Raw genomic sequence first — 17,671 nt, 5'->3', positions numbered from 1 at the left:
ATGGATCGTTTCTATAACGCCCCGGGCGACGTCGTCGACGAGATTCTACGGGCGGTGGCGGCGACCGCCCCAGTGCGGGTCGCCGAGCCGGAAAGCGGCCTGCGGATCCTGATCCGGCGCGATTGGGACAAGGCGGATCAGGGCCGACGCCAGGCGGCGATACTGTCCGGTGGTGGTGCCGGTCACGAGCCGGCACACGCCGGTTATATCGGCGAAGGCATGTTGACCGGCGCGATCTCCGGCAGCCTGTTCGCCTCGCCCAGCGTCGAGGCAGTACTCGCGGCCATTCGCGAAGTTTGCGGCGCGGCCGGCTGCCTGCTGGTGGTCAAGAACTACACCGGCGACCGCCTCAACTTCGGTCTCGCCGCCGAGCGGGCCCGGGGCGAGGGGCTGGACGTCGCCATGGTCATCGTCGCCGACGATGTCGCCATCGAGGACGCCCCCCAGCCCCGAGGCATCGCCGGTACCGTGCTGGTGCACAAGCTGAGCGGTCATCTGGCGAGCCGGGAACTGCCGCTGGACGTGATCCGCGAACGGGCCGAAGCCCTGTGCCAGCGCATGGGGTCGCTGGGCATGGCGCTCAGCGCCGCGGCCCAACCGGGCCAGGCGGCGGCCGAACGCTCGCCGGAGCTGGGCCTGGGCATTCACAACGAGACCGGCACGCGGGAGGTCGACCCGCACAGCGCCGACGAGGCGATGCAACTAGTGCTCGAGCCGCTGCGCGACGCACTGTCCGAGCGCCAGTTGTCCGGCCCCTGGATCGCGATGCTCAACGACCTGGGGAGCTGCTCCACCCAGGAGATGGGGGTGCTCGCCGCCAGCCTGTTAAACCAACTGGGCGTCGATCAGATAGCCCATCTGATCGGCCCGGCGCCGCTGATGACCTCGCTGGACATGCACGGCTTCTCGCTCACGCTGCTGCCGGCCGACGACGATCTGGTGGAGGCACTGACGGCTCCGACGACGGCGCCGGCCTGGCCCGGGCTGCACGCCGCCCGGGTTCCCGCCCGCTTTTCGCCGGATACCCGACAGGATCATGAGGCGCTGGCCGACGAGGCCCCGCAGGATCCCGCCACTTCCGCCCTTCTGGAGCGAGTCATCGCGACCCTGCGCCAATCACGCGCGGAACTCGATGCGCTGGATGCCAAGAGCGGCGACGGCGACGCCGGCGCCAGCATGGAAAGCGGCGCCGAGTCGATCGCCAAGGCGCTATCGACCCGGCGGCTCAACACCGAAGCCCTGCCATTGATGTTCGCCGGTATCGGCCAGCTCCTTTCCCGCGACATGGGTGGTTCCAGCGGCGTCCTGCTGTCGATCCTGTTCACTGCAGCGGCGGCTTCGCTGGACCAGCGCGGCGATCTGCAGGAGGCACTGGCCGCCGGTGTCGAGAAGATGCAGGCCTACGGCGGCGCCAGGCCCGGCGATCGCACCATGCTCGACGCCCTGGTGCCCGCCATCGAATCGCTGCAGCGGGGAGAAACGCTGTCCCAGGCAGCGCAGGCCGCTCGCGATGGCGCCCAGGCTACCGCCCGGCTCGTCCGCGCCAACGCCGGTCGCTCCGCCTATGTGCCGGAAAGCGCGCTCAAGGGTGTCGTCGACCCCGGCGCCGAAGCCGTGGCGAGAGTGTTCGAGGCGTTGACCCATGACCGAGATGCCTGAAGTCGAATCGACCGCCGACCTGGAGATCATCATCCCGCCGGGCATGGAGCGATTGGCAGAGCGGGCGGGCTACGCGCCGGCCAAGTCGGACGAACGCCGGCGCTGGAGGTTATCTCGGACCCTGAAGCCCAGTTCCAGGCGTGCTGGGAGAATCTGCGCAGTGTCCTCGCCGCCGGCGGCTGTACGTTCGACGACATCGTCGACATGACGACCTACCACGTGGACCTGCACCGCCACATGGAAGTGTTCCGAAAAGTGAAAGACGCGGCATTTCCCCGGGGCACCTGCGCCTGGACGGTCATCGGGATCGCCGATCTCGCTCATCCCGGGCTACTGGTCGAAATCAAGTGTACCGCCGTGCAGTCCGCCCGACTCGGCGACTAGTCGAGGCTGGCCGGCGGCCACCAGTCCGGCAGCAGGGCCCGGGCCTCGCGCCGGGCGAAGCGGTCGTCCAGCAGGTGGATCACGCCCTCGTCCTGGGGCGAGCGAATCACGCGTCCGGCGGCCTGCACTACCTTCTGCATGCCGGGGAAGAAGTAGGCGTAGTCGTAACCCCGACCGTAGAGTGCCTGCAGGCGGGCTCTCATCTGCTCGTTGACCGGGTTGACCTGGGGCAGTCCCAGGGTCGCGACGAAGGCGCCGATCAGGCGATCGCCGGGTAGATCGATGCCCTCGCCGAAGATCCCACCGAGCACCGCGAACCCCACCCCCACTCCGCCGCTCTCGAAACGTGCCAGAAACGCCTCGCGATCGGCATCATTCATCCGCGCGGCCTGTCGCCACAGCGGCAAGTCGGGATGGCGCTCGGCCACGCGATCGGCGACCCGCTCGAGATAGGCGAAGCTCGAGAAGAATGCCAGGTAGTTGCCGCGTCGTTGACGGAACTGGGCGGCGATACGGTCCGCCAGCGGGGTCAGGGATGACTCCCGGTCAGCGTAACGGGTCGATAGGCGGGCGGCGATCTGCACCTCGAGCTGGGAGTCGTGAAACGGCGAACCCAGCGATAGCCACGGCGCCTCCGGAGCCACGCCGAGCAGATCGCGATAGTAGGCTTCCGGCGCCAGCGTGGCGGAGAACAGGGTACCGCCATGGGCCGCGGCGAATCGCGGCGCCAAAAACGGTGCCGGCACCACATTGCGTAACGTCACCTCCGCCCCTGCGCGTCGCTGGCGCCCGCGGGGCGCCTGACGGGTCACGTCGCAGATCGAATGCGCGCCGAAGACATCGGCGACCCGGCAGAAATGCTGGGCATCGAAGGCGAATCGCTGCAGCTCACTGTCGAGCGCGATCGGCTGCTCGCTCTGATACTCGACGACCTGCGACACCGCTTGCTGCAGCGCCCCGATCAGCTTGCCGGGCAGCGTCTCGATCACCCGGTAGTCGGCGTCGCTCTCGTCCGCCAGCGCCTGCCAGATGGTGGCCACCCGCGAGAACGGCCGCTTGAGCGGCGCCGGCAACGTCGGCTTCAGACGCCTGAAGGCGCCGTGATCCAGCGTCGCGCTGTACATGCCGCGCCCGCGCGCCACCAGATTGTGAGCCTCGTCGACGAGCACGCCCACCCGCCACTGCTGCTGCTGGCTCAGGGCATAGAGCATGGCGTGGAAATCGAACCAGTAGTTGACGTCGCCGACCACGACATCGGCCCAGCGCGCCATCTCCTGACCGAGGTAATAGGGGCAGATGTCGTGGGCGAGCGCGGTATCCTGCAGCCCGGCACGATCGAGCCAGCCGCGCTCGACCGCCGCTGCGCGGGCCGCGGGCAGGCGATCGTAGAAACCGGCGGCCAGCGGGCAGGCGTCGCCGTGACAGGCCTTGTCGGGATGCTCACAACTCTTGTCACGAGACGTCAGCGTCAGCACCCGCAGGGGCAGCGCCCCGCTCTCGGCGGCCGCGGCGACACTCGACCCGGCTGCGCCGTGGCGACGATGGTCCACGCCCAGCGTTTGCAATGCCTCGAGGGCGAGTCGCTGCCCGGTATTGCGCGCCGTCAGGAAGAAGACCTTGTCCAACGGCTCGCCGGGCATCGCCTTGAGCAGGGGGAACAGTGTCCCCAGGGTCTTGCCGATGCCGGTGGGCGCCTGCAGCATCAGCCAGCGGCCGGTATGAATGGCCTTGTAGACGGATTCGGCCAACGGCCGCTGGCCCTGGCGGAAACCGGCATGAGGAAAGCGGAGCGACCTCAGGGCGTCGTCCCGGCGGCGGCGGTGCGCCAGCTCCTGCTGCGCCCAGGCCAGGAAAGCCTGGCAGTGGGTCTCGAACTCGGCCCGCAGGGCCCCGGCGGAGCATGGTTCGCTCAGGGCCGTCTCGCGCTGGCTGACGATGTCGAAGTAGACCAGCGTCACCGTGAGTTGATCCAGCCCGCGCTCGGCACACAGCAGGTGTCCATAGGTCTTGGCCTGGGCCCAGTGCAGCGCGCGCTGATTGGCCGGCTGACGGGCGAGATCGCCGCGATGGGTCTTGATCTCCTCCAGCCGATTGGCGTCGGGATCGTAGCCATCGGCACGCCCGCGTACCTCCAGGTGATGATAGCTGCCGGCCAAGGCAATCTCGCGCTCGTAACGCTCCCCGCGGCGCTCCGCGACGAGTTGATGGCCGGCGATCCCCTCCTGTGCCGAGGGCGACGGCGTGAAGCGAAGATCGAGATCACCTCGCTTGGCAGCGAACTCGCACAGCGCCCGAACGGCGATCCGATAGCTCAAGAGTCGCCCCCGGCGACGGCCGTATCGGAACCGGACAGGCCTGGCGCCTCGATATCGCCCTCGGGGTCCCAACTGACGTAGCAGACACTGACCGGCATGTCGTGTCGGGCGCAGAACTCCAGCCAGCGCTTCTGGTTGTCCTGCAGGCGATCGCCGGGCCCCTTCACTTCGATCATGCGATAAGCCGGCGCGGTGGCGTCCTGCGTCGCCTGGGAGGGATCCCCGCCCTGCGGCCAGAACTGGATCAGGTCCGGCATCCCGGCGCGGTTGGCACGGACGTCGCCGAGCAGCCGCTCGAACCAGAGCCGCAGGTGGCGCGCCGGGATGCACTGGAGGGCCAGCTCCAGCAGGTGCTCGTCGAGCGCCTCCCAGAACACGAAGGGCGACTGGGTCCCCCACTTCTCGCGGTAGCGTCGACGGATGATCGCGGCGTGGTCGCCCGTCTCGAGCGCTGCCAGGCAGTCGTCGAACCGGTCGCGCCGGCGCGCCTGGAAGTCCGCCTCGAACAGATCCACCGGCCCCGAGTGAAACGGATGAAAGAAGGCCCCTGGCAGTGGCGCGAAGATCGCATCCCAGCAGAGCAGCCCGAACAGGCCATTGACGAGCGCGTTCTCGACGTAGCAGACCGGCGCCTCGTCACGGCAGAGATGCCGGGCCACCGCCCGCTCGACGCTGGCGGCGCGAGGTAACACCAGGTCCAGACGTGGCGGCTCTGCCGCTTCCGGCCGGCGCCCCGGCGCCTGACCGAGCTTGCGACGAAGCCGGGGCAGCACCCGTTCCAGCGCCTGATGCTCCGCCGCGCTGACGGGGTCGGCTGCCGCCCGTTCCGCCAGCGCCAGCGCCGCTGCCGTCGCCTGCTGCGCCTCCAGCACCCGAACCTGGCGAAGCCGCGCCTCCGGTGCCGAACTTTCCCGGTAGAGACTCAGCGCCTGGTCGAGCTCACCCTGGCGCTCGAGGCGGTAGGCCAGCTTGTAGATCAACCGCCCCCGGCGCCGCTCCAGCCACTCATTGGCAAACGGCTCGCGTGGAATATCGGCCAGCAGCGACGCCATCGCCTCATCGGCCTCGAAGCGCTCCCGGCAGCGGTGCAGGTGATGATAGGCCTCCAGTTCCTGGCGTCGGGAAAACGCCCGCGAGGTTGCCTCCAGCTCGACGGTCTCGAAACGGTAGACGCCGAGCTCCGCCAGCACGAACTCCGACCACTGCTGGCGCAGATTGCCGAAGAACATCAGCCGGAAACGCTCGCACATCGCATCGACGCCCAGCCGGTAGTGACGGTCCTCGAGCTCGGGGGCCCACTCGGCCAGGGGGCGAGGCTCGGGAGACGCCGCCTGCAGCGCCGTCAGCCATGCCCCCTTGGCGGCGCTCCGGGAGACACCGAGGCTCGCCAGCCAGCCGCCCAGGTGCGCAGCGATCTCCGGCCGGGTCGTCAGCGCGAACAGCACCTCCGGCGACAGCGGCGCGCCCTCCTCGATCCAGCCGGCCGCGATCAGCGGCCCGGCCGCCGCCGGCGTATCGCCGATCTCGGCATAGTCGAGGCGGCTGGCGCGGAAATCGACGCCCCGACGCATGATCATCCTGACCAGCAGCGCCTGGGAAGGCTGGGGCAGGCGTTCGAAATCATCGATGAAAGCGGCTTCGTCGACACTCAGCACGTCGGCGTAACGCGACGTCAGCCAGTCGAGCACGCGGCGGAAATTGGCGAGATAGTAGAGCGGGTCTTCGAGCGTCGGCAGCGCCATGGCGTCCCCAGTGTCGGACTCAAAACACTGGCTAAGTATACAGACCTGTCACTGCCGTTCGAAGTCTTGCAGCCTATTACTCTCCCAGCCCCGCCTTGAGCTCCTGCCAGAGACGACGGTAGGCGTGGGTGGCGCGACTGCGTGGCGCCAGGTCGGCCAGCGGACTGCACTCCAGGCTCATGCGTTCGACGTCGCTGGCGTAGGGAATCCAGGTTTGCATCGGCGTCCCGATGGCGGCCGGCGGTGCCTCGAGCCACTCGCGGTGCAGCGTCCGACGTCGGTCGACCAGGTTGAAGAACGGCGTGAGCCGCTGGCGCTGGCGTTTCTTGAGGTCGAGATGATCGACCATGCGCGAGAAGGCCTGGACCGACAGCGGGCTGGGAATGGTCGGCACCAGGATACGATCGGCGGCACGGATGAGTTGTTCAGCCAGCGTGGAAAGCCCGGGCGGGCAGTCCAGCACCATCAGCGCATACTCCTCGCTGAACGGCGCGATCAGCCGCTTGAGGTGCTTGCCGCCATCGGCGTTGTCATCGAGCAGGCGATCGAGATCACGCAGCCGAATATCCGCCGGCAACAGATCGAACCGCTCCCACGGCGTGTGCTGGACCTGCTCGCCCAGCGGGGATTTCCCCGCCAGCAGCTTGCCGACCTTGCGGCTCATGCCGTTTTCCCCGCCGAGTATCCAGGTGGCGGCACCCTGCGCATCGAGGTCCCACAACAGAACCGGCAGACCGTCGCGGTTGGCTTCCCGGGCCAGATTGACGGCGGCCGAGCTCTTGCCGACGCCGCCTTTGAAATTATGCAGGGCCACCACTTTCATGATCGAGACATTTCCCTGAGTCGCCGGATAGTGTCTCGGATTCTACGGGGTGGGCGGATCCACGGAGATGACGTTTCGATGACAAGATGATGACAACACCTGACGCTCGAGCCAGCGCCGTTTGCCGGCGGCGCTGAGTCGCTTGATCGCCGCCTCGAGCCTGAGCGCGTCACCGTGACTGCCGACCGCCTGGGCGTGGCGCAGGGTCAATGGCCCCTTGCCACGCAGCGCACGTGCGCCCTTGCCGTTGACGTGCTGGGCGAAACGCCGCTCGATATCGGTGGTGATGCCGGTATAGAGCGAGCCGTTGGCCATCTCGACGAGATAGAGATACCACTGTCGTGACGGCGCGTCCGTTGCCGGGTCGGCTGGCATCGACACTGGTGCTCAGTGCCCGGCCAGTGCCGAGCGCATACTGCCGATCACGCCGTCGTAGCGATGGGCATCATCGAGGCTGCGGGCCTTGAAGATCGCCGAGCCGGAAACGAAGGTGTCGGCCCCCGCCCCGGCGATCTCGGCAATGTTGTCCGGCCCCACGCCACCATCGACCTCCAGCCGGATCGGCAATCCGCTGGCGTCGATACGCCGGCGCGCCTCCCTGAGCTTGTCCAGCGCGGCGGGGATGAAGGACTGGCCGCCGAAGCCGGGGTTGACGCTCATGATCAGGATCATGTCGACCTTGTCCATCACGTAGTCCAGGTAGGAGAGCGGCGTGGCCGGATTGAACACCAGCCCCGCCTTGCACCCGTGGCTGCGGATGAGCTGCAGCGAGCGGTCGATGTGCTCGGAAGCCTCGGGGTGGAAGGTCACGTAGCTGGCACCGGCGTCGATGAAGTCGCCGATCAACCGATCCACCGGCTTGACCATCAGATGACAGTCGATTGGCGCGGTGATGCCGTGCTTGCGCAACGCCTCACACACCATCGGCCCCATCGTCAGGTTGGGCACGTAGTGGTTATCCATCACATCGAAATGAATGATGTCGGCCCCCGACGCCAGCACGTCATCGACCTCCTGCCCCAGGCAGGCGAAGTTGGCGGAGAGAATCGAGGGGGCAATCTTGAAATCGCGCATGAGCGGGGGATCCTTGTGCTGGCTGGCTTCTGCCGCCCATTCTAGCGCACGTATCTCGACGTTTGGCGGGCGGGACGCAAAACCGCCTCGCTGGCGACACCAGCGAGGCGGCTCGATCGAGCTGTCGGCGAGGATTCAATCCACGAAGTCGGGCTTGCTGCTCTGGCGATCCTCCGGCAACGACTTGCGGACCTCCGCGACCTGATCGGCGGTCACCTCGCCGCCGTGGTTGCCCCAGGCGCCACGAACGAAGGTCGCCAGCTGCGCGGCCTCCTCGTCGGAGAGCCGCCAGCCGAAGTCCGGCATCGCCAGCGCTTCCGGTTTGTCGGGCGTCGATGGCAGACGCGCCCCGGCCAGGATGACATGAACGAGCCCGGTGGGATCGTCGGCGTTGACCAGTTCGTTGTCCACCAGCGAGGGGAAGACCTGTGGCGCGCCCTGACCGTTGGCGAAGTGACAGGCGTTGCAGTTATCCAGATAGAGCCGCGCACCCGGCTTGCCCTCGACATCGGCGGCGGTGAGCATCTTCTCGGTCTGTTCCGGCGTCGTCTCGCTGCGGGTCGACTTCTCACCGTCGGCGGCACGCGGCAGAGACTTGAGATAGGCCGCCATCGCATGCAGATCCTCGTCGCTCAGATGCGACGTGCTGTTGGCGACGACCGAGGTCATCTCGCCGGTCACCGCGCTGTGATCGTTACGCCCGGTGGCGAGGTAGGCGACGATGTCGTCGGCGCTCCAGTTCTGCAGCCCTCGTCCGCCATTGTCGTCACCGCCACCGCCACGCAGGTTGGGCGCCCACCACCCCTCCAGCGTCTCGCCGGTCAGATAGGCATCGTCGCTGTCATCCAGCGCCTTCTCCTGGAACAGCAGGCCGCGAGGCGTGTGGCAACTGCCGCAGTGACCCAGCCCCTGGACCAGATAGGCGCCGCGCGCGAGTTGCTCACTCTGACCCGGCTCGGGCTCGAAGGTGTCGGCGTCGGCGAACATCCAGTTCCACAGGCTGATGCCCCAGCGCTGGTTGAACGGGAAGCTGACATCGCTCTCCGGCGCCTTCTCGGCGACAGGTTCGATCCCCTGCATGAAGTAGGCATAGAGGGCGTCGATATCGTCGTCGGTCAACTTGGCGTAGGAGGGATACGGCATCGCCGGATACAGGTTGGCGCCATCGGCGCGCTTGCCCTCGCGCAGCGCGGCGGCGAACTCGTCCCGCGAATAGTTGCCGATGCCCGCTTCCGGGTCGGGGGTGATATTGGTCGAGACGATCGTGCCGAACGGGCTTTCGATCTTCAGCCCGCCGGCGAAGGGCTTGCCTTCCGGCGCCGTATGGCAGGCCACGCAGTCACCCGCTCGCGCGAGATACGCCCCACGCTCGACCTCGCTCTGCTGTGCCGCCATGGCGATCGTCGCCGTTCCCAGCACACCGCACCCGATGAGTGCGGGCATCCAGTATCGATGAATCATGATCGCACTCCTCAGGCTTGAACCAGTGGTCCGGGATTGGGCAGGTACTGCTCGCGGATCGCCTTGGCCGCCCAGTACGTCAGCCCGCCGACCAGCCCGGTCGGGTTGTACTGGATGTTCTGCGGGAAGGCACTGGCACCCATCACGAAGACGTTGTGAACGTCCCAGGTCTGCAGATAGCGGTTGAGCACGCTGGATGTCGGGTCGGTCCCCATGATCGCGCCGCCCACGTTGTGGGTGGTCTGGTAAGGCCGGACGTCGTACTGGGAGTCGAAATCCTTGAACGACAGCTTGTAGTCGTCCGGCTTCAGGGCCTTGGAGAGGATATCGATCTTCTGCTTCATGAACTGGGTCATGCGCACGTCATTGTCCTTCCAGTTGAAGGTCATGCGCATCAGCGGGCGACCGTGATCGTCGGTGTAGGTCGGATCGAGATCCAGGTAGCAGTCGCGATAGGACATGTTGCTGCCGTGGGAGCCGATGGTCATGGTATGACCGTAGGTCTCCTGGACCGCCTGCTTCCATTGCGCGCCCCAGCTGGGAGCGCCCTTGGGCAACGGCATGTTGCGAATCGGCTGGCCGTTGGTCATGGCCGCGCTGAAGTAGGATCCGCCGATGAACCCCGCCTGACCGAAATCGATCTGCTCGACGCCGAAATCGTTGAGCACCTCGGCGTTGGCCCCCGCGCCGATGAACGGGTTGAACTCCTTGTCCTTGAAGTAGAGCGTGGCGCCGCCGTTCATCTGGTAGGCGTAGTTCTTGCCGACCACCCCTTCGCCGCTGATGGGGTCGTAGGGCTTGCCGATGCCGGAGAGCAGCAGCAGATGCACGTTGTGCAGCGAATAGGCGCCCATGATCACCAGATCGGCCGGCTGGATCACCTCGTCGCCGTTCTCGTCGATGTAGGTGACACCGGTGGCGGTCTTGCCGTCACTGGCGAGATTGACCTTCATCACCTCGCAGTTGGCGCGATAGGCGAAGTTCTTGCGCTGCTTGAGCGCGCCCAGCACGCAGGTCTGCGGCGACGACTTGGAGTAGTTGAGGCAGCCGTAGCGCTCGCAGAACCCGCAGTAGTTGCATGGTGCCAGCTGCATGCCGTAGGGGTTGGTGTACGCCTCGGAGGCGTTGGCCGCAGGCATCGGGAACGGGTGCAGCCCCTGCTCGGCAGCCATGTCGCGGAACAGGGTGTCGTTGAGGGTCCGCTTCATCGGCGGCATGGGATACTCGTCGGAGCGCCAGCCTTCGAAGGGGTTGCCACCCTCCTGGATCTCGCCGTTGAGGTTGCCGGCCTTGCCGGCGATGCCGGCGACTTTCTCGAAGAAGTCGAAATGCGGCTCGAGCTCGTCGTAACTGACCCCGAAGTCCTGGATGGCCATCTCTTCGGGAATGGTATCCGCGCCGAACGTCTCCTCGACGTAGCTCTTCAACCGCAGCTCCTGCGGCTGCGGACGCCAGGTATGCCCGTTCCAGTGCGTCCCGGCACCGCCGACGCCGTTGCCCGGCAGAAACGATCCCAGGCTACGATACGGCACCGCCAGATCCCGGACCCCATGGCGGACGGTGAGCGTGCTCTTGGCCGGGCGCTGCATCAGTTGATAGCGAACGCCGTAGGTCAGCTCATCGGCCATCTTGGGATAGGCGAAATCGGGCACGGTATCCTGATCCGGGCCGCGCTCCAGCGCCAGCACGCTGAGACCTTCATCGGTCATCTCCATGCCCATGATCGAATTGGTCCAGCCGAGGCCGATCAGTACGACATCCACATGCGGGTTGGTCTTGGCCATGATCTACCCCCTCTCTCCGGTAAGGCTGACCGGACCGAGCGGATAAGCCTTGTTGTGTTGTTCGACCCACTCCAGGTATGAGGCACGCGCGCCGGGGAAGCCGATGAACTTCCACGACGCCATGTGCTTGTTGCCCCCATGAATCGGGTCGGCGAAATAGCCTTCCTTGGTGTTCTGCAGCAGAAACGCGAAGAACTGCCCGGAAGAGACATCGTCGAACTCGATCTCCCCTTTCTCCAACTGCGTCAGTATCTGGGTCTGGGTGTCGGCGTCGAGCGCTGCGAACCCCTTGCCGTGATTGTCCTGGCAATGGCGCCCCGTTGCCGCGATCCCCTTGCGATAGACCTCCCGCGGCACCAGTGGCGACTGATAGCCGAACAGCGGCGAAACGTCCGGGTGAAACGGCCCTTTCATGTACCAGTCCGTCGCATGGCCGAATTTGCCCTCCATCTGCTGGTCGATGAAGATCGGCACATTGGTCTCGAGCGCCCCCGGACCTTCGCCATCGCTGGGGATCAGGCGATCGCAGGCGGCCAGAATGAATCGCCACTCGTCGGCATCGAAAAACGTCGGCTGATAGGCGTCGAGATTGGCGGCGGGCTCCGCGGCCGCGGCGGTCAGCGATACGCCACTGCCGACGGTCACCGCTGGAATCATCATCAGCGATCCCTTGATGAACCCCCGACGCGACGCGTTCTTGAGCTCTGAGCTCATGGTTATCTCCTTCACAGTCCGGGTGAAGCACAGCGTTCGGCTCGTTGGCTCCGAGCCTTGTTATCGACCAACGGCGGTCAGGCGCCGCTGTTCGGGCAGTTCATAACCGCCAGTTATTTGTTAATTCCTCTGAATGACATGCGACAAATTATCACACCTAAAACTGCTTAGCACGGGAATCAAATACCCGAAAACGACATTCATGACGAAAAATTTCTATACTGCCCAAGGCGTTAATCGAGCGCTCAACAGGTTTCACGATTCAGCTCAGCCATGACAACAATCGCATTTCGAGGGTAACCGCATGCCGAGACTCACCCCCGCCAAGAACTATCCTCGCCGGGTCGCCGGACTCTGCGTCTTCTGCCTGACCTTCGCCTACTCGGTGGCCTCGCTGGGTCAGGCCGCCATTCTCGAGGGCGAGCGTTTCCATCCCCAGGTCGGCGAGCACGGGATGGTCGCCACCAGTCACTACCTCGCCTCACAGATCGCTCACGAGGTTCTCGAGGATGGCGGCAACGCGGTCGATGCGGCCGTCACCGCCGGTTTCGCGCTGGCAGTGACCCAGCCCCGATCGGGCAATATCGGCGGCGGCGGATTCATGCTGATCTCCGACGAAAAGAGCGACAAGGTCATCGCCATCGACTACCGCGAGAAGGCGCCCGCCGCGGCCTACGAGACCATGTTCCAGAACGAACAGGGCGAGGCCGTCTCCGAACTCTCGCGCTATACCCACAACGCCTCCGGCGTGCCCGGCACCGTGGCCGGCCTGGCGATGGCGCTGGACCAGTACGGCACGATGACGCTTGCCGAGGCGCTGGCGCCCGCGATCCAGCTGGCGGAGGAAGGGTTCATCATCCCGCCACGCTTCGCCGAGGGGCTCGAGCAGTCCCAGGATCGACTAAAACAGTGGGAGTCGACGCGCAAGGTGTTCTACAAGCCGGACGGCTCGCTCTATCGTCCCGGCGAGCGGTTTCGCCAGCCCGATCTTGCCGCGACGCTCAAGCGTATCGCCGAGAACGGTCCGCGGGAGTTCTACGAGGGCGAGACGGCACGCCTAATCACCGCCGAGATGCAGAATCACGGCGGCCTGATGACGGCACGGGATCTCGCCGACTACCAGCCGACGATTCGCGAACCCGTCCACGGCAACTACCGCGGCTACGACGTCTATGCGATGAGCCCTCCCTCCTCCGGCGGCGCGCATATCGTGCAGATGCTCAATATCCTCGAGGGCTACGACATTCACGCCATGGGCTTCAACTCGGCGCGCACGATCCATGTCATGAGCGAGGCGATGAAGCGCGCCTACGCCGACCGCGCCGAATACCTGGGCGACACCGATTTCGTCGATGTCCCGCTCGAAGGCATCACATCCAAGGCCTACGCCGAGGAACTGCGCAACCAGATCGACCTCGACCGGGCCACGCCCAGCAGCGAGATCGCCGCGGGAGATCCGCTGCCGTACGAGTCCAACGAGACCACCCACTTCTCGATCGCCGACGACAGCGGCCTCGCCGTCTCCAACACCTACACCATCAACTTCAGCTACGGCTCGGGCATCGTCGTCGACGGCGCCGGCTTCCTGCTCAACAACGAGATGGACGACTTCTCCGCCAAGCCCGGCACCCCCAACGCCTACGGGCTGATCGGCGGGGAAGCCAACAAGATCGAACCGGAAAAGCGAATGCTCTCCTCGATGACGCCGACCATCGTCAAGAAGGACGGCAAGAACTTTCTGGTGACCGGCAGCCCGGGGGGCTCGCGCATCATCACCACCACGCTGCAGGTGGTGATGAACGTGATCGACCATGGCATGAACATTCAGAGCGCGGTCAGCGCACCCCGGATCCACGACCAGTGGTTACCGGACGAGATCCGCATCGAGGACGGCATCAGCCCGGATACCATCGCCCTGCTCGAGGCCATGGGCCACAAGGTCAGCCAGCAGGAGGCGATGGGCGCGGCACAGTCGATCATGATCGAGGACGACGGCACCTTCACCGGCGGTGCCGACCCGCGACGCTCGACCTCGTCGGCGATGGGCATTTGAGTCATGAGAGATATCAAGTCCCGGATCGGCTCCGTACAGCACCGAGCGGATGACGCCGGGCGGTGGCCATGCTGACCGCGCCCGCTCGGCACATCCTCTGCCTGCTGGCGATCGCCGTCATGCCACTCGGCGCCGCCGCCCAATCGACGAGCGGCGAGCGCATCACGCTCGCCGCCAGCGAACCCGAACGCGTGATCGAGGCTCGGCTAAGCGGCGACCAGACCGCCGAGTATCGCGTCGCCGCAAAGCAGGGTCAGATCCTGTCAGTGGATCTGGATGCCTCCCGCGACAGCGTCTACTTCAATATCAAGTCGAACGACGGCGGCGAGTTCCTGTTCGCGGGGATGATGGCGGGCAACGTCGCGGATGTCGCCCTGCCGGAAACCGGCGACTATCTCGTTCAGGTGTTCCTGGTCCGCGCGGCCGCACGGCGTGACGAACAGGCGAGCTACACGCTGACCATCGGTGTCGGCGAAGCGGGCGAGGCCCCGACGGCCGAGGCGAACAGGGACAGCGCCAAGCCCGCAGGAACCCACCGACCCGAGGCAATGGACGGGCCGAAATACTGGCAGGTGGAGCTGGAAGACGCGACGACCAGGCTCAACGTCCGGTCGGGTCCTGGCCGGCAGTACGCCATTGCCGGCCAGTTGGCCAATGGCGAAACCCTAGAGAATCTTGGCTGCCGTCTGAGCGGCGCCGATCGCTGGTGCCACGTTCGCGCCGCGGGTTCGGGGCTCCGCGGCTGGGCCGCCGGGCGATTTCTGGTCGAAGGAAGCCAGCCATCGGCGTCGAGCTCCTCGAGAGGCGACACCGAACTTGAAGGCCTGAACAGCAGCGACCACGACTTCGACGCCACGGGTACGGTCGACTGCGTGCTGGAACCGGGCCAACCCGCCCAGCGCTGCCCCTTCGGCGTGATTCGCGACGGTCCCGGCAATGCGGGCATCTGGATCGCCATGCCTCCAGGCCAGGACTCGAAAGAGTCGCTGCATATCCTGTTCGAGACCGGCATGGTGACCGCAATCAATCATGGCGGTGACAGCGGTAATGGCAGTAATGCCGGCGCGGATTACATCGCCAGAAAGATCGGCGATCACTACCAGATCGATACCGGCATGCGCCAATTCGCGATTCCCGGGGCCGTCGTCTACGGCCAGAAGGCCAAAGCCGATGACGACGAGGTTGACGAGGAGACGGCTGATGACGGTGGCGATGCGGTTGATGACAGTGCCGGAGATGACCGTGCCGCCAATGATTCTCAAGGCAGCGACTAGCCGCTTCGACAGGCGTTCCCGATGCCCATCGTCCTGATTGCCATTGCCGAGTGGTTCGGTACCGCCCTGTGGTTCACGCCCAACGCCGTGATCGGCGACCTTCAGACCGCCTGGAATCTCGCGCCGGCCGACCTGGGCTGGCTGACCGGCGCGGTCCAGATCGGTTTCCTGGCCGGTACGCTCGGGATCGGCCTGAGCGGGCTTGCCGACCGCGCCCCCGCCAGCCGCCTGTTCGCGCTGTCGTGCCTGATCGGCGCGCTCTCCAATGCGCTGCTGCCTTACGCGGGCGGGCTCTGGCCAGCCGTGGGGTTGCGCGTGGTGACCGGGCTGGCGTTGGCCGGCATCTACCCCATCGGGATGAAACTGATGGTGGGCTGGGCGCCAGGACGAGCCGGGCTCGGGCTGGCGTGGCTGGTCGGCATGCTGGTCCTGGGCACCGCGATGCCCCATCTGCTGGCCGGGATCGAGTGGGGAGGCAGCTGGCGGGCGACGCTGTGGCTCGCTTCCCTGCTCGCGCTGCTGGCGGCGGCCATCGTCTGGCAGTTGGGCGATGCCGCTCCCCACGGACGGAGTGCCCCACCGCCGAGATCGCGCCTGGCCGGACTGGCCGCCTTCGGCATCGCCGATTTCCGCCGCGCCGCCAGCGCCTACTTCGGGCACATGTGGGAGCTCTACACGCTCTGGACGCTGATTCCGCTGCTACTGGTGGCGGCGAACCCCGAGCTCTCCCCGCGGGCACTGTCGCTGTTGGCGTTCGCCCTGATCGCCGTCGGCGCCCCCGGCTGCTGGCTCGGCGGCTGGATGAGTCAGCGCCTCGGCAGCCGTCGGGTCGCGACCCTGGGGCTGGCCGGCTCGGCGGTGGGTTGCGCGCTATATCCGTGGCTGGCGCCCCATCTCGGTTTCGGCGCCCTGAGCGCGTACCTGGCGGCGTGGAGCCTGCTCGCGGTGATCGACTCCCCCCAGTTTTCCGCCCTCTCCGCCAACGCCTGCCCGCCCGGGCTGGTCGGTAGCGCATTGACGCTCCAGAACGCCATCGGCTTCGCCATCTCCGCCCTCTCGATCGGCCTGCTGGTCCCTTGGCTCCCTGCGCTGGATGCGACGATCGCGTGGTGGCTGCTGCCCGGTCCGCTGCTGGGGCTGATCGGTTTGCGACGCTTGGGTCAGCCATCCGGCCGGGGATGAGCGTGGTGCCGCCACCCGTGGTAAGCGACGGGTCGTCGATTCGCCCCCGCGGGAGCTTATAGAGTTACCGCGCAAAGTTATAAAAAAACGTTCTAAGTAAACGAATTGTCATTCCATTAGGATTTATCTAGCCTTGCCGGCATCGCTAATAATCCGTAGGGAACAGACTCATGCTCGGGCTCTCCAGACCTCGCTCACTCTTCGCGGCATCCACTCTTGGCCTGGCCTTGACGCTGGGCGCCCTGTCGCCGGCCCAGGCCCAGGATCAGCCGCGCGAACTGCTCAACTCCTCCTATGACATCGCCCGCGAGCTGTTCGCCGCGATCAATCCGAAGTTCATCGACTGGTGGCAGGAGCAGCACGACGAAACCGTCGGCATCAAGCAGTCCCATGGCGGCTCCTCGACCCAGGCCCGTTCGATCATGCAGGGGCTGCGCGCCGATGTAGTGACGTTCAACCAGGTCACCGATGTCAACGTGCTCGCCGACGCAGGCCTGGTCGCCAAGGATTGGCAGAAGCGCTATCCGAACAACGCCTCGCCCTACTACTCCACCACCGCGTTCCTGGTGCGTAAGGGCAACCCCAAGCAGATCGAGAACTGGGACGATCTCGCCCGTGATGACGTCTCGCTGGTGTTCCCCAACCCCAAGACCTCGGGCAACGGCCGCTATACCTACCTGGCGGCCTGGGGTTACGCCGACCAGGCCTTCGATGGCGACGAGGCCAAGATCGAGGATTACATGAAGACGTTCCTCGGCAACGTCGAGGTGTTCGACACCGGCGGCCGCGGCGCCACGACGACCTTCGTCGAGCGCGGAATCGGCGACGTCCTGATCACCTTCGAGTCCGAGGTCAACAATATCCGCAACGAGTACGGCAAGGACGACTACGAGGTGGTGGTGCCCCCCGTCAGCATCCTGGCCGAATTCCCGGTGGCGGTGGTCGACGAGTACGCCCAGCGCAACGGCAATGAAGATCTGGCCAAGGGCTATCTCGATTACCTCTACACCGAGGAAGCGCAGCGCCTGCTGGCCGGATTCAACTACCGCGTCAACGACGAGAAGGTCGCCGCCGAGTTCAGCGACCAGTTCCCGGAAACCGAACTGCTGCGCGTCGAAGATGTCTTCGGCAGCTGGCCCGAGGCGATGCAGACGCACTTCTCGAGCGGCGGTGAACTGGATCAGCTCCAACGCCGATGATCGCCCA

The 17,671-nt window shown here is 66.0% G+C and carries 14 protein-coding genes; 6 read left to right on the top strand and 8 right to left on the bottom strand.

Going from position 1 to position 17,671, the window contains the following annotated elements; all coding sequences use genetic code 11:
* On the top strand, positions 1 to 1,659 hold the full coding sequence (locus tag DOM56_RS10345; protein ID WP_110708701.1) for a dihydroxyacetone kinase subunit DhaK: 1,659 nt from the start codon (positions 1 to 3) through the stop codon (positions 1,657 to 1,659).
* Positions 1,660 to 1,665: 6 nt separating this feature from the next.
* Positions 1,666 to 2,043, top strand: a complete 378-nt coding sequence (locus DOM56_RS10340; protein WP_198655761.1) for a RidA family protein — start codon at positions 1,666 to 1,668, stop codon at positions 2,041 to 2,043.
* Here DOM56_RS10340 and DOM56_RS10335 read toward each other — a convergent pair.
* The 8 genes from DOM56_RS10335 to DOM56_RS10300 form a co-directional block, all read right to left on the bottom strand.
* On the bottom strand, positions 2,040 to 4,358 hold the full coding sequence (locus DOM56_RS10335; protein ID WP_110708700.1) for an ATP-dependent DNA helicase: 2,319 nt from the start codon (positions 4,356 to 4,358) through the stop codon (positions 2,040 to 2,042). The genes DOM56_RS10340 and DOM56_RS10335 overlap by 4 nt on opposite strands.
* The gene (locus tag DOM56_RS10330; protein ID WP_110708699.1) at positions 4,355 to 6,100 is read right to left on the bottom strand and encodes a VRR-NUC domain-containing protein; all 1,746 of its coding nucleotides are present in this window, start codon (positions 6,098 to 6,100) and stop codon (positions 4,355 to 4,357) included. Before DOM56_RS10330 ends, DOM56_RS10335 begins: the two co-directional genes overlap by 4 nt.
* Before the next feature lie 76 nt (positions 6,101 to 6,176).
* Positions 6,177 to 6,923: a ParA family protein gene (locus DOM56_RS10325; RefSeq protein WP_110708698.1), complete on the bottom strand. Its 747-nt coding sequence runs from the start codon at positions 6,921 to 6,923 to the stop codon at positions 6,177 to 6,179.
* A gap of 42 nt (positions 6,924 to 6,965) precedes the next feature.
* A complete protein-coding gene (locus DOM56_RS10320; RefSeq protein WP_110708697.1) occupies positions 6,966 to 7,298 on the bottom strand; it encodes a GIY-YIG nuclease family protein in 333 nt (110 codons plus the stop codon).
* Positions 7,299 to 7,310: 12 nt separating this feature from the next.
* Positions 7,311 to 7,997 (bottom strand): ribulose-phosphate 3-epimerase, encoded by a 687-nt coding sequence (gene rpe / locus DOM56_RS10315; RefSeq protein ID WP_110708696.1) that lies wholly within the window; start codon positions 7,995 to 7,997, stop codon positions 7,311 to 7,313.
* Between the two features lie 135 nt (positions 7,998 to 8,132).
* The gene (locus tag DOM56_RS10310) at positions 8,133 to 9,458 is read right to left on the bottom strand and encodes a cytochrome c (RefSeq protein WP_110708695.1); all 1,326 of its coding nucleotides are present in this window, start codon (positions 9,456 to 9,458) and stop codon (positions 8,133 to 8,135) included.
* 11 nt (positions 9,459 to 9,469) lie between these two features.
* Positions 9,470 to 11,242, bottom strand: a complete 1,773-nt coding sequence (locus DOM56_RS10305; protein ID WP_110708694.1) for a GMC family oxidoreductase — start codon at positions 11,240 to 11,242, stop codon at positions 9,470 to 9,472.
* A 3-nt stretch (positions 11,243 to 11,245) separates the two neighbouring features.
* A complete protein-coding gene (locus tag DOM56_RS10300) occupies positions 11,246 to 11,956 on the bottom strand; it encodes a gluconate 2-dehydrogenase subunit 3 family protein (RefSeq protein ID WP_198655750.1) in 711 nt (236 codons plus the stop codon).
* 304 nt (positions 11,957 to 12,260) lie between these two features.
* Between DOM56_RS10300 and ggt the strand changes: the two genes are divergently transcribed.
* The 4 genes from ggt to cysP all read left to right on the top strand — a co-directional run bounded on the left by ggt (position 12,261) and on the right by cysP (position 17,664).
* Positions 12,261 to 14,009, top strand: a complete 1,749-nt coding sequence (gene ggt, locus DOM56_RS10295; protein WP_110708693.1) for a gamma-glutamyltransferase — start codon at positions 12,261 to 12,263, stop codon at positions 14,007 to 14,009.
* 68 nt (positions 14,010 to 14,077) lie between these two features.
* Positions 14,078 to 15,283, top strand: a complete 1,206-nt coding sequence (locus DOM56_RS10290; RefSeq protein ID WP_110708692.1) for an SH3 domain-containing protein — start codon at positions 14,078 to 14,080, stop codon at positions 15,281 to 15,283.
* 21 nt (positions 15,284 to 15,304) lie between these two features.
* The gene (locus DOM56_RS10285) at positions 15,305 to 16,465 is read left to right on the top strand and encodes an MFS transporter (protein ID WP_110708691.1); all 1,161 of its coding nucleotides are present in this window, start codon (positions 15,305 to 15,307) and stop codon (positions 16,463 to 16,465) included.
* Positions 16,466 to 16,635: 170 nt separating this feature from the next.
* A complete protein-coding gene (gene cysP / locus DOM56_RS10280) occupies positions 16,636 to 17,664 on the top strand; it encodes a thiosulfate ABC transporter substrate-binding protein CysP (RefSeq protein WP_110708690.1) in 1,029 nt (342 codons plus the stop codon).
* Positions 17,665 to 17,671 lie beyond the last annotated feature (7 nt).

This window comes from Salinicola sp. CR57 (assembly GCF_003206585.1).
GTDB classification, from domain to species: Bacteria; Pseudomonadota; Gammaproteobacteria; order Pseudomonadales; family Halomonadaceae; genus Salinicola; species Salinicola lusitanus.
The sequence above is the reverse complement of the archived record's forward strand: the minus strand, read 5'-3'. Positions and strand labels throughout refer to the sequence as shown.